The 13,177-nt window shown below is 53.7% G+C and carries 9 protein-coding genes, 2 tRNA genes and 3 rRNA genes; 1 reads left to right on the top strand and 13 read right to left on the bottom strand.

Annotated features, from left to right (window positions below; translation table 11 throughout):
• Positions 1-183 precede the first annotated feature (183 nt).
• Positions 184-480 (top strand): transition state genes transcriptional regulator AbrB, encoded by a 297-nt coding sequence (locus GC56T2_RS00215; protein ID WP_033017948.1) that lies wholly within the window; start codon positions 184-186, stop codon positions 478-480.
• Positions 481-499: 19 nt separating this feature from the next.
• Here GC56T2_RS00215 and rsmI read toward each other — a convergent pair whose 3' ends face one another.
• The 13 genes from rsmI to GC56T2_RS00145 form a co-directional block, all read right to left on the bottom strand.
• A complete protein-coding gene (gene rsmI / locus GC56T2_RS00210; protein ID WP_144972287.1) occupies positions 500-1,405 on the bottom strand; it encodes a 16S rRNA (cytidine(1402)-2'-O)-methyltransferase in 906 nt (301 codons plus the stop codon).
• A 54-nt stretch (positions 1,406-1,459) separates the two neighbouring features.
• Positions 1,460-2,209: a tRNA1(Val) (adenine(37)-N6)-methyltransferase gene (locus tag GC56T2_RS00205; protein WP_144972285.1), complete on the bottom strand. Its 750-nt coding sequence runs from the start codon at positions 2,207-2,209 to the stop codon at positions 1,460-1,462.
• Positions 2,210-2,265: 56 nt separating this feature from the next.
• On the bottom strand, positions 2,266-2,583 hold the full coding sequence (yabA, locus tag GC56T2_RS00200; protein ID WP_051962785.1) for a DNA replication initiation control protein YabA: 318 nt from the start codon (positions 2,581-2,583) through the stop codon (positions 2,266-2,268).
• Positions 2,584-2,644: 61 nt separating this feature from the next.
• Positions 2,645-3,472, bottom strand: coding sequence for a PSP1 domain-containing protein (locus GC56T2_RS00195; protein WP_033842745.1), 828 nt, complete (start codon positions 3,470-3,472; stop codon positions 2,645-2,647).
• A 14-nt stretch (positions 3,473-3,486) separates the two neighbouring features.
• A complete protein-coding gene (gene holB, locus GC56T2_RS00190) occupies positions 3,487-4,479 on the bottom strand; it encodes a DNA polymerase III subunit delta' (protein ID WP_033842746.1) in 993 nt (330 codons plus the stop codon).
• A gap of 80 nt (positions 4,480-4,559) precedes the next feature.
• A complete protein-coding gene (gene tmk / locus GC56T2_RS00185; protein WP_144972283.1) occupies positions 4,560-5,189 on the bottom strand; it encodes a dTMP kinase in 630 nt (209 codons plus the stop codon).
• A 16-nt stretch (positions 5,190-5,205) separates the two neighbouring features.
• Positions 5,206-6,648 (bottom strand): aminotransferase class I/II-fold pyridoxal phosphate-dependent enzyme, encoded by a 1,443-nt coding sequence (locus GC56T2_RS00180; RefSeq protein WP_144976939.1) that lies wholly within the window; start codon positions 6,646-6,648, stop codon positions 5,206-5,208.
• Positions 6,649-6,944: 296 nt separating this feature from the next.
• A complete protein-coding gene (locus GC56T2_RS00175; protein WP_033017933.1) occupies positions 6,945-7,151 on the bottom strand; it encodes a sigma factor G inhibitor Gin in 207 nt (68 codons plus the stop codon).
• A 161-nt stretch (positions 7,152-7,312) separates the two neighbouring features.
• Positions 7,313-7,429 (bottom strand): 5S ribosomal RNA (gene rrf, locus GC56T2_RS00170).
• A 258-nt stretch (positions 7,430-7,687) separates the two neighbouring features.
• Positions 7,688-10,618: ribosomal RNA gene (locus GC56T2_RS00165) — 23S ribosomal RNA — on the bottom strand.
• A gap of 174 nt (positions 10,619-10,792) precedes the next feature.
• Positions 10,793-10,868, bottom strand: a tRNA-Ala gene (locus GC56T2_RS00160).
• Positions 10,869-10,878: 10 nt separating this feature from the next.
• Positions 10,879-10,952 (bottom strand) — tRNA-Ile (locus GC56T2_RS00155).
• Between the two features lie 349 nt (positions 10,953-11,301).
• A 16S ribosomal RNA gene (locus tag GC56T2_RS00145) occupies positions 11,302-12,859 on the bottom strand.
• The 16S, 23S and 5S rRNA genes sit together here with 2 tRNA genes alongside, the layout of an rRNA operon.
• Positions 12,860-13,177 lie beyond the last annotated feature (318 nt).

Genomic DNA, 13,177 nt, shown 5'->3' with positions numbered 1-13,177 from the left:
AGCAAACTCGCTTTCCTCCATCAGCAAATCTTTTTTGAAATAACAAAATACATTTTTTTTAAATTTTACATATTAAAGGATTGACGCTTAATGGAAACACTGATATGATTAGGGTGTAGGAACTTGTCGAATATTGACGAATAAACGACAAAACTATTCTGTTTGGAGAGGAGAACCGAGACGATGAAATCGACAGGAATTGTGCGTAAAGTGGATGAGTTAGGTCGTGTCGTCATTCCGATTGAACTGCGCCGCACCTTGGATATTAACGAAAAAGACGCCTTGGAAATTTACGTTGACGATGACCGCATCATCTTGAAAAAATACAAACCAAACATGACGTGTGTGGTCACAGGAGAAGTGTCGGACGACAACTTTAAACTGGCTGGCGGAAAAATCATTTTGAGCCGCGAAGGCGCAGAAATTTTGTTGCAAGAAATCCAACAACAATTAGAAACGGCCGCTGGCAAAGAAGAATAAGGAAAGAGTTTCTCTGGTTTCAGAGAAACTCTTTTTTTTCTCGCTGTTGGTGATAGGTTTGGTAAACGTCACGTTTCGACATATTTCGGTCATCAGCCGCTTGTTTGACCGCTTCCTTGAGAGAGAGGCGATGTTCGCGAATATAATAATCGACATGTTCGACAAGCGAAAGCGGCTGCCACCACGCTTCCCCGTCTTGGCCCTCCTCTTTTTCGCCCGTTCCTCCCTCCACGATCAAACAAAATTCCCCGCGAATGTCCGCCGTCTCCACCCAAGCAACTGCCTCGCTCAAATCGCCGCGGATAAACTCTTCAAACCGTTTCGTCAGCTCACGGCCAATGGCGATGCGCCGCTCGCCAAACACTTCGTACATCAGGGCGAGCGTTTCCTTCAAGCGGTGAGGGGCTTCATAAAAAATAAGCGTCTCCGTCGCCGCCTGTAACGATTGCAGCTGTTCCCGCTTCTCTTTTTTTGCCCGCCCCAAAAAGCCGACGAACAAAAAGCGGTCCGTCGGCAGTCCTGAGGCGACCAATGCGGTCAAAGCTGCATTGGGGCCGGGAAGCGGAACAACGGAACAGCGCTCGGCGAGCGCCGCCGCGATCAGCTCATACCCCGGATCGGAAATACCCGGCATGCCCGCATCGCTCACCAACGCGACCGTTTTTCCTTCTTTCAACCATTCGACAAGCTGCCGGCCGCTGGCGTACTTATTATGCTCATGATAGCTCACCAGCGGCGTATGAATGTCGAAATGGGCGAGCAGCTTTTTCGTCTGCCTCGTGTCCTCCGCAGCGATCACATCCACCTCCCGCAGCGTTCGTACCGCACGAAACGTCATATCTTCCAAATTGCCGATCGGCGTCGGAACGACATACAGCGTTCCCTGTTTTGACGATTCGGCAAAACTATTTTGTCGCCAAAGCATCCTGTTCCGCCCCTTTACCATCGTGATGAAAGACCGCCCGTCAATCGAGCCCGTTTACGGAATGATGCCGGATAAGATCCCCTTGATCTCCTCAGTATATTCATTATCCTCGCCGTAAACGACCAGCGGTGGCAGCACTTTTACATCCGGACTCGCATCTTTCGTTCCTTCGATTAAAATCATGTTGGCCTCTTTCCCGGCTTTTGGATAAACAAAACGAAGCCTCTTTGGTTCCAGCCGGTATTGGCGCATCAACGTCACCAAATCAAGAAGACGCCCCGGTCGATGGACGAATGCCGCCTTGCCGCCTTGCTTCAACAACTGGCTGCTGATACGAACGACGTCTTTCAATGTACAATAAATTTCGTGGCGAGCAATGGCCATATGTTCATTTTTGCTGAGCTCATCTTTGCCGACCATCGGAAAATACGGCGGATTGCACGTAACGACATCATATCGGCTGTAACCGATGCGTGACGGCGCCTCTTTAATGTCGCCATGAATGATGTGAATGCGATCTTCCAGCCCGTTGTACCGCACGCTTCGCCTCGCCATGTCGCAAAGCCGCTCCTGGATTTCCATGCCGATGATCGTCCCTTTTGTCCTCCGGCTCAACAACAACGGGATGACCCCATTGCCGGTACATAAATCGACAATCTCTCCCTTTTGAATCGGCATATAGACAAAATGGGCGAGCAGGACGGCATCAAGGGAGAAGGAAAATACGGATGGACTTTGAATGATGCGGAGCTCCTCATTGAACAAATAATCGAGCCGTTCATCTTCGCGCAGTTCCACCGTCATACATCTTCCTCCATTGAAAAAATAACCTTTCCAAAGCGGAAAGGATGGCGTTGCTTTTATTTTTTGTTTAAAAACGACAAACAAAACAAACAATCACCATCTGTGCGGACACTTCCATAATGGACATGGCAAATGTGGAATCCCTCTTGGTAAAGGCGAGCTAAATTGTCATATCCTTCACCAATGTCGATCAACTTTTTGCCATGTTTCGCCCCTTTCCGCCTTCCCTCTTCCCACGCCTCCGACAGCTCTTCGAGGCGCCGGCGCAAATGGGCATTTTCGATCTGGAGCTGATGGTTTTCCTCCAACAGCTCCGCAACCCGTTGTTTCAACTGCACAAGCTCGCGGTAAAAATGGCTGAGCTGCTCTTCCATGTTCGTTACCGATTGAAACACTTCCTGTTTATCTACTTTTTCCACATGGCCCCACCCCAACTTAATCTGCCGCTCGAATGGACAGCGTTCCGTTCTTCATCAACTCATCCAGCGTATACTCAACAACCCGGCCGTGTTCCGGCAGTTCGATTTGCAGCACCCGCTCTAAAATGTTCAAACCGACCACTTTGCCAAACCCGTACGGTGTCTCGACGTATTCCCCTAAATCCGGGAGCTGTTCTTTCGCCGTTTCATACTCTTCGCTCTCGTATTTCAAACAACACATCAACCGTCCGCACAATCCGGAAATTTTCGTCGGATTGAGCGACAAGTTTTGGTCTTTGGCCATTTTGATCGACACCGGCTCAAAATCGCCAAGAAATGTCGAGCAGCAAAGCATGCGGCCGCACGGTCCGATGCCGCCGAGCATTTTCGCTTCATCGCGCACCCCGATTTGCCGCAATTCGATGCGCGTACGGAAAATCGATGCCAAATCTTTCACCAGCTCGCGAAAATCAACCCGTCCGTCTGCCGTGAAGTAGAAAATCACTTTATTGCGGTCAAACGTGTATTCCACATCGACAAGCTTCATTTCCAGCCCATGCTCTTCCACTTTGCGCAAGCAAATATCATACGCTTGCCGCGCCGCCTTTTTATTTTCTTCCACGATCCATTTGTCTTTTTCATTCGCAACACGAATCACCTTTTTAAGCGGCAGCACAATATCGTTTTCATCGACTTGTTTATTGGCGATAACGACTTTGCCATACTCAATCCCGCGAGCCGTTTCGACAATGACAAATTCGCCGACGGGAATGACAAAATCGCCTGGATCAAAATAATAAATTTTCCCCGCTTTTTTAAAACGGACGCCGACGACTGTATACAACCGTTCTCCCTCCTTTACCGCTTTAATTGAAGAGCGAGCTGCTCGACAAGCAGCACCGTGCTCATATTCGTTGTATGGAAACGCGCCTTCGCTTGCAAAATGGCTTCCATGCCGTCCAAAATCCGACGCTGCGGGCAAGTGAGCGCCCATTGCTGCAAACGTTCAAGTTGGTCGCTGTATAACAAGCCGTCCGTCTGTCCGGCCTGAATATGCAACAAATCGCGATACAGATAGAAAAGCAACTGAAGTCCCAAGTCAAGCTGGTGTTTTTCGGAAAAATGTGGAATCCAGCGGTCATTCACGAAAAACAGCAGCTGTAGCTCCGGTTTGCTGAGCATCTCGTATAATTGTAGCACTACTGTTCGAGCCTCGGCAAACCAACGATCTTGGCTGAGCGCCAACGCCTCGTCATCGCTGTTTGTCAAATGGGCAGCAAGCAATGCCAACGGCAACGGCACCCCCTCGCCGACAAGCTGATCGGCGAGTTCCGATGGCGGCAACGGCCGAAACGAAAGCACTTGGCAACGGGAAATCACCGTTTCTAGCAGGCGGTGATATTGCTCGGTCAGCAACACCGCCACCGTTCCCGGATGCGGTTCCTCTAAAAACTTTAGTAGGCTGTTGGCGGCGCTTGTCGTCATTTGTTCAGCGTGCTCCACAATGTACATTTTTTTATCCGACTCGACCGCCGTTTTTGTAAACTCTCGCTGCAGCCATTCAATTTGTTCTTTTTTGATCGTTTCCCCATCCGGACTGATCACCCGCACATCGGGATGATTGCCTGAATCGATGCGACGGCAGTTGCGGCATTGAAAACATGGAAAGACGCCAGACGGGGACAGGCAAAACAAACTTTTGGCCAACAGAAGGCTCGCCGCTTTTTTTCCTGTCCCTCGCCGCCCTTCAAACAGATAGGCGTGGGAGATCCGTCCCTTTTCAAGCCCGCTTTGCAGCATTTTCGCCACGACAGGCTGCCGCTTCGCTAACTGTTCCCACCGCATCGTCATCACTCTTTTCCCCTTTTTCACTTTCTATTCTATCATGTCCGCTCATCATCATCACGACCGGATTCATGGAAATCACGCTTTCATCTTCCTTTCAGGCGAGCGAGCACCACTGCTGCCGTTTCAGCGAAAACATCATCAAGCGAGCGGCTCGCATCAATAACAACGATCCGATCGGCAAATCGCTCAACCAACCGCCGATACCCTTCCCTTACTTTATCATGGAAAGACAACGCCTCAAGATCAAGCCGATTGACCTCTCTCGCGTTGTGTCGAATTCGCTCGAGTCCAATGCGCGGATCAAGATCAAAGTAAATCGTCAAGTCCGGCATATACCCGTCAATGGCAAACTCGTTGATTTTCCATACTTCTTCGATGCCAAGACCGCGGGCAAATCCTTGGTAAGCAAGAGAGCTGTCAACGAACCGGTCACAAAGAACGATGCACCCGGCTTCAAGCGCTGGAACAATCCTTTCCAGCAAGTGCTGCCTTCTCGCTGCCGCATACAACAGCGCCTCCGTGCGTCCATCCATTTCCGTGTACTCGCGGTTTAAAATGAGCGAACGAATCGCCTCGGCGATGCGGACCCCTCCAGGCTCTCTCGTTGTTAAGACCGCCATTCCCTGCTCCCGCAAAAACCGTTCGAGTTTGCTGATTATCGTCGTTTTCCCGGCCCCCTCCGGCCCTTCAAACGAAAAAAAGCATCCGTTCATCGTCGTCGCCTCCTTTCTACCCTTCCCATTCGTATACAACGAGCTTCCCTTCCCGGAGCTGGCTTCCTCCTTGCCAATGCGCTCGATGGCGGAGAAGTTCACGAATTTGCGCAATATGGATCGAACCGACCTGCTCCCCAATCCAAATGAGCGGCACCCCCGGAGGGTATGGGATCACCGTTTCCGCCGCCACACACCCTTCCGCTTCCTCTAAAGACACTGCCTTTTTCCGTGCATGACGCAATTTCTCGTACGAAACGACACTTGACAATGGCGAATCGGACAACATGAACGAACCAAACGTCGGCTCCTCGCCTGTGGGCAATTGCCGCCATGCCCGCCTCATTCGTTCTGCTGCTTCACGAAGACGCCCTGTCGCCGCCAACGGACAAACAAGCAACACATTGAACGGATCAGCCAGCTCGGCAAACACTCCTTGACGCTCGAGCTGTTGCTGCAGTTCATACCCTGTCAACCGACAGCGCGTCTGCACCGTCACCTTTAACAAATCGGTCTGCACGCCAGACTGCTGCGATGACACCACGGCCACTCCATCGATGTCATCTATGACAGCCTTCAATTCTTCCACTTCAGCAACGATCGCCGCCACATCGTCTTTCGTAAGTTCCGCCACATAGTTTCGCGCTAAGTCAAGCGACGCCATAATCGGATAGGACGGGCTGCTTGACTGAAACAGTTGCAAAAAATATTTCAACCGCTCGATATCAACCTGTTCACTGTTCACGTGCAAAAAAGCCCCCATCGTCATGGCGGGCAGCGTTTTGTGCGCCGATTGTACGACGATATCAGCGCCGCATGCCAACGCTGGTTTAGGAAACGGGCAACCGGCGACAAAGTGGGCGCCATGAGCCTCATCCACCAGTACAGGAATGCCCCGGTCATGAGCCAAGCGGACAATCTCTGTCAAATCAACGGCCATTCCATAGTAATTCGGGTTGGTCAGCACAAGGGCAACCGCATCGCTATGCAACGCCAGCGCTTCTTTGATGAGATCGGTGCGAACGTGGGAGGCGACACGCACATGGCTGTCAACTTCCGGTGAAAGAAGAACTGGAGTCGCTCCCATCAGTTGCAGCGCATGCATAATTGACTTATGGCAGTTGCGTTGCACAATCACTTTCTGTCCCTTTTCCCGACATACAGCGGCGATCATAGCCAAATTTCCTGCCGTTGATCCGTTCACAAGAAAAAACGTCTCCCGGGCGCCATACAGCTCAGCTGCTAACGCCTGCGCCTCGGCAATGACCGACTCCGGATGATGCAAATCATCAAGGCCAGCAATCTCCGTGGCATCCAATGCCAATAACGGCAGAAACATAGTCTTCGCTTGTTTTGCGAACACCGTCCCATATTTATGGCCCGGCACATGGAAGGAAACCGGACGCTGTGTCCAATGATGCATGAGGGCATCATATAAAGGCGTTCGTGACTGATCCATCATCAACCTCTTCCTTTTCATCTAAAAACATGAAATGCATCATCTTTCCCGTCTCCCGCTTTGATCAACAGGGACACTTCTTAGAAGAAAACAAGAGCGGCCGTACTTTTCTCAAAAAACGTTCGCGACCACGTTTTGTTCTCTATGCTAGCCGAAAATGACCGACCAAGGCACCGTTTTCTCAAGAAGAAACCGTTCTCGCCAAAGAGGAACGAGGGTGAATACTAAGAATAATAGTAACAAGTCTAGTACGCCCATACAAGAAAAATAGGCCTGATACACAAAACAGGCCCTTGTTATGAATAAATTTTCGATATGAACATTTTTCGCAGCTGCTGCACATAAAATGAATAATTCGGATCATCGGGATCCGTCTGTACGATCGCCTTGTTGCAATCTAGACAAAGAAAATGGCCGAAAAGAAAAATGCCTTCCTTTTTTTCCTGTTCACATACAAGGCAAACCGCCTCACGCTGATTTCCGCCTGCCGCCGACGCTCTCACACTCTCCACCTCCCATCCTCTATGTTTCCCCCATTTCTACCGTTCTATACTGCTAGCAGTTGAAAATAGTAGTTGAAAAGATACGTTACCTTGATTTCTCACGTTCCTGTAAAAACAAAAGCAGCTCATTGCTTGTTGTGTGCAATGAGCTGCCTTCAATTGCCTAGCAGCGACCTACTCTTGCAGGGGCGCTGGCCCCAACTACCATCGGCGCTGGAGGGCTTAACTTCCGTGTTCGGGATGGGAACGGGTGTTTCCCCTCCGCTATCACCACTAGGCAAGCTATTCCGTTTTTCATCAATCATTATACCAGAAAATTAATTCCTGTCAAGAAGGAACTCATTCCTTCAAAACTAGATAACCGTCGGAAGAAGCCGCATTTCGTCCGGTCTAGCTCCGGCCGCCTGCGCTTTTCTATTGTCCAGTTCCAGCGCCTAGCTCTCTTCTGCCAAATAACCTTCCCCCTCGGGGCGCGAGCGCCCCTGCGGGTGAAGAACATTTGGCTTCGAGAGCGAAACACGGCGCTTCCACTTTTCTAGGTTAAGCCCTCGATCGATTAGTATCCGTCAGCTCCACGTGTCGCCACGCTTCCACCTCGGACCTATCAACCTCGTCATCTTCGAGGGATCTTACTCGCCTAACGCGATGGGAAATCTCATCTTGAGGGGGGCTTCACGCTTAGATGCTTTCAGCGCTTATCCCGTCCGCACATAGCTACCCAGCGGTGCCCCTGGCGGGACAACTGGTACACCAGCGGTGCGTCCATCCCGGTCCTCTCGTACTAAGGACAGCTCCTCGCAAATTTCCTACGCCCGCGACGGATAGGGACCGAACTGTCTCACGACGTTCTGAACCCAGCTCGCGTACCGCTTTAATGGGCGAACAGCCCAACCCTTGGGACCGACTACAGCCCCAGGATGCGATGAGCCGACATCGAGGTGCCAAACCTCCCCGTCGATGTGGACTCTTGGGGGAGATCAGCCTGTTATCCCCGGGGTAGCTTTTATCCGTTGAGCGATGGCCCTTCCATGCGGAACCACCGGATCACTAAGCCCGACTTTCGTCCCTGCTCGACCTGTCCGTCTCGCAGTCAAGCTCCCTTGTGCCTTTGCACTCTCCGAATGATTTCCAACCATTCTGAGGGAACCTTTGGGCGCCTCCGTTACCTTTTGGGAGGCGACCGCCCCAGTCAAACTGCCCACCTGACACTGTCTCCCACCCCGCTAAGGGGTGCGGGTTAGAATTTCAATACCGCCAGGGTGGTATCCCACCGTCGCCTCCACCGAAGCTGGCGCTCCGGCTTCTTAGGCTCCCACCTATCCTGTACAAGCGATACCAAAATTCCATATCAGGCTGCAGTAAAGCTCCACGGGGTCTTTCCGTCCTGTCGCGGGGAACCTGCATCTTCACAGGTAGTATAATTTCACCGGGTCTCTCGTTGAGACAGCGCCCAAGTCGTTACACCTTTCGTGCGGGTCGGAACTTACCCGACAAGGAATTTCGCTACCTTAGGACCGTTATAGTTACGGCCGCCGTTTACTGGGGCTTCGGTTCGCACCTTCGCTTCCGCTAAGCGCTCCCCTTAACCTTCCAGCACCGGGCAGGTGTCAGCCCCTATACGTCGCCTTTCGGCTTCGCAGAGACCTGTGTTTTTGATAAACAGTCGCTTGGGCCTTTTCACTGCGGCTCTTCCAGGCTCTTCACCCGAAAGAGCACCCCTTCTCCCGAAGTTACGGGGTCATTTTGCCGAGTTCCTTAACGAGAGTTCTCCCGCGCGCCTTAGGATTCTCTCCTCGCCTACCTGTGTCGGTTTGCGGTACGGGCACCTCTTCCCTCGCTAGAGGCTTTTCTTGGCAGTGTGAAATCGGGGACTTCCGGATCCAATCCGTCGCCATCACAGCTTGGCCTTCCGGCCAGCGGATTTGCCTACTGGCCAGCCTCACTGCTTGGACAGGCTCTTCCAGCCGCCTGCTCGCCCTATCCTCCTGCGTCCCCCCATCGCTCAAACGGGAAGGAGGTGGTACAGGAATCTCGACCTGTTGCCCATCACCTACGCCTTTCGGCCTCGGCTTAGGTCCCGACTAACCCTGAGCGGACGAACCTTCCTCAGGAACCCTTAGGCTTTCGGCGCAGAGGATTCTCACCTCTGTTTTCGCTACTCATACCGGCATTCTCACTTCTAAGCGCTCCACCAGTCCTTCCGGTCTGGCTTCTCTGCCCTTAGAACGCTCCCCTACCGATGACCAACGGTCATCCCGCAGCTTCGGCGGCACGTTTAGCCCCGGTACATTTTCGGCGCAGAGTCACTCGACCAGTGAGCTATTACGCACTCTTTAAATGGTGGCTGCTTCTAAGCCAACATCCTGGTTGTCTTCGCAACTCCACATCCTTTTCCACTGAACGTGCACTTGGGGGCCTTAGCTGGCGATCTGGGCTGTTTCCCTCTCGACCACGGATCTTATCACTCGCAGTCTGACTCCCGGGCATAAGTCGTTGGCATTCGGAGTTTGACTGGGTTCGGTAACCCGATGAGGGCCCCTAGCCCAATCAGTGCTCTACCTCCAAGACTCTTACACCCGAGGCTAGCCCTAAAGCTATTTCGGGGAGAACCAGCTATCTCCAAGTTCGATTGGCATTTCACCCCTACCCACACCTCATCCCCGCACTTTTCAACGTGCGTGGGTTCGGGCCTCCAGCCGGTGTTACCCGGCCTTCACCCTGGACATGGGTAGATCACCTGGTTTCGGGTCGACGACGACGTACTCCTGCGCCCTGTTCAGACTCGCTTTCGCTGCGGCTCCGCCTCTTCGGCTTAACCTCGCACGCCATCGTCACTCGCCGGTTCATTCTACAAAAGGCACGCCATCACCCATGAACGGGCTCTGACTACTTGTAGGCACACGGTTTCAGGTTCTCTTTCACTCCCCTTCCGGGGTGCTTTTCACCTTTCCCTCACGGTACTGGTTCGCTATCGGTCACTAGGGAGTATTTAGCCTTGGGAGATGGTCCTCCCTGCTTCCGACGGGATTTCCCGTGTCCCGCCGTACTCAGGAGCCGCTCGGGAGGGAACGAAGTTTCGACTACAGGGCTCTCACCTTCTCTGGCCGGCCGTTCCAGACCGGTTCGTCTACCCCGTTCCTTTCTCACTCCCATAGTGAGCGGTCCTACAACCCCAAGAGGACTCGCCTCTTGGTTTGGGCTGTTCCCGTTTCGCTCGCCGCTACTCAGGGAATCGCTTTTGCTTTCTTCTCCTCCGGGTACTAAGATGTTTCAGTTCCCCGGGTGTGCCCTCCATGCCCTATGGATTCAGGCATGGATACTGCCCCATTACGGACAGTGGGTTCCCCCATTCGGACATCTCCGGATCGACGCTTGCTTACAGCTCCCCGGAGCGTTTCGGCGTTTGCCCCGTCCTTCATCGGCTCCTAGTGCCAAGGCATCCACCGTGCGCCCTTTCTAGCTTAACCTACAGCGTCTCGGCTTCTTCCTTATTGTCTAGCTTCGGCGCCTAGCTCTCTTCTGCCAAATAACCTCCCCCCTTGGGATGCAAGCATCCCTGCGGGTGAAGAACATTTGGCTTCGAGAGCTAACCGCGGCGCCTCCGCTTTTCCGGTTATCTAGTTTTCAAGGAACGATGGGAATGGTGGAGCCTATCGGGATCGAACCGATGACCTCCTGCGTGCAAAGCAGGCGCTCTCCCAGCTGAGCTAAGGCCCCTTCATCGAGATGGGCCTAAGTGGACTTGAACCACCGACCTCACGCTTATCAGGCGTGCGCTCTGACCAGCTGAGCTATAGGCCCATAACCAATATCGTTGTGTCGAGGAATCATGCTCCCTCAAAACTAAACAAAACCACAAGCGCCTCTGTGTGAACGATCCATCGTTGTCTTGCTTCCGCTTTTCATACTGTCTAGCTCCAGCGCCTGGCTCTCTTCTGCCAAATAACCTTCCCCCTCGGGGTGCAAGCACCCCTCTGGGTGAAGAACATTTGGCTTCGAGAGCCGATCGCGGCGCTTCCGCTTTTCGTACTGTCTAGCTCCGGCCGCCATCGGCTTGCGACGCTTCGGTCCTGCTGCGGCGGCATAGCCTCCTCGCAGGCCCTCCAGTGCGTTTCGCCGATTGGCGGGCGGCCTTCGCTTTTCCCCTTAGAAAGGAGGTGATCCAGCCGCACCTTCCGGTACGGCTACCTTGTTACGACTTCACCCCAATCACTTGCCCCACCTTCGGCGGCTGGCTCCCGTCAGGGTTACCGCACCGACTTCGGGTGTTGCAAGCTCTCGTGGTGTGACGGGCGGTGTGTACAAGGCCCGGGAACGTATTCACCGCGGCATGCTGATCCGCGATTACTAGCGATTCCGGCTTCATGCAGGCGAGTTGCAGCCTGCAATCCGAACTGAGAGCGGCTTTTTGGGATTCGCTCCCCCTCGCGGGTTCGCTGCCCTTTGTACCGCCCATTGTAGCACGTGTGTAGCCCAGGTCATAAGGGGCATGATGATTTGACGTCATCCCCACCTTCCTCCGACTTGTCGCCGGCAGTCCCTCTAGAGTGCCCAACCGAATGCTGGCAACTAGAGGCGAGGGTTGCGCTCGTTGCGGGACTTAACCCAACATCTCACGACACGAGCTGACGACAACCATGCACCACCTGTCACCCTGTCCCCCCGAAGGGGGAACGCCCAATCTCTTGGGTTGTCAGGGGATGTCAAGACCTGGTAAGGTTCTTCGCGTTGCTTCGAATTAAACCACATGCTCCACCGCTTGTGCGGGCCCCCGTCAATTCCTTTGAGTTTCAGCCTTGCGGCCGTACTCCCCAGGCGGAGTGCTTATCGCGTTAGCTGCAGCACTAAAGGGTGTGACCCCTCTAACACTTAGCACTCATCGTTTACGGCGTGGACTACCAGGGTATCTAATCCTGTTTGCTCCCCACGCTTTCGCGCCTCAGCGTCAGTTACAGGCCAGAGAGCCGCCTTCGCCACTGGTGTTCCTCCACATCTCTACGCATTTCACCGCTACACGTGGAATTCCGCTCCCCTCTCCTGCACTCAAGCTCCCCAGTTTCCAATGACCCTCCACGGTTGAGCCGTGGGCTTTCACATCAGACTTAAGGAGCCGCCTGCGCGCGCTTTACGCCCAATAATTCCGGACAACGCTCGCCCCCTACGTATTACCGCGGCTGCTGGCACGTAGTTAGCCGGGGCTTTCTCGTGAGGTACCGTCACCGCGCCGCCTTGTTCAAACAGCGCTCCTTCGTCCCTCACAACAGAGCTTTACGACCCGAAGGCCTTCTTCGCTCACGCGGCGTCGCTCCGTCAGGCTTTCGCCCATTGCGGAAGATTCCCTACTGCTGCCTCCCGTAGGAGTCTGGGCCGTGTCTCAGTCCCAGTGTGGCCGGTCACCCTCTCAGGCCGGCTACGCATCGTCGCCTTGGTGAGCCGTTACCTCACCAACTAGCTAATGCGCCGCGGGCCCATCCGCAAGTGACAGCCAAAGGCCGCCTTTCAACCAAAGACCATGCGGTCTTCGGTGTTATCCGGTATTAGCTCCGGTTTCCCGGAGTTATCCCGGTCTTGCGGGCAGGTTGCCCACGTGTTACTCACCCGTCCGCCGCTGACCCAACCAGAGCAAGCTCCGATTCGGTCCGCTCGACTTGCATGTATTAGGCACGCCGCCAGCGTTCGTCCTGAGCCAGGATCAAACTCTCCAATGAAAGTTGATTGGCTTTGTAAGCTTCGGCGCCGACACCAAACGTGTCAAGCGGCCTCCGCTTTTCGTATTGTCTAGCTCCAGCGCCTGGCTCTCTTCTGCCAAATAACCTTCACCCTCGGGGTGCAAGCACCCCTCCGGGTGAAGAACATTTGGCTTCGAGAGCCAATCACGGCGCTTCCGCTTTTCGTATTGTCTAGCTTCGGCCGCTATCGGCTCGCGACGCTTCGTGTCCCGCTGCGGCGGCGACAGCCTCCTCGCGGGCCTCTCAGCGCGTTTCGCCGATAGGCAAGCGGCCTCCGCTTTTCGTATTGGCTCTTGG

The sequence above is a fragment of the Geobacillus sp. C56-T2 genome (genome assembly GCF_007829715.1).
Lineage (GTDB): Bacteria > Bacillota > Bacilli > Bacillales > Anoxybacillaceae > Geobacillus > Geobacillus icigianus.
The sequence above is the reverse complement of the archived record's forward strand: the minus strand, read 5'-3'. Positions and strand labels throughout refer to the sequence as shown.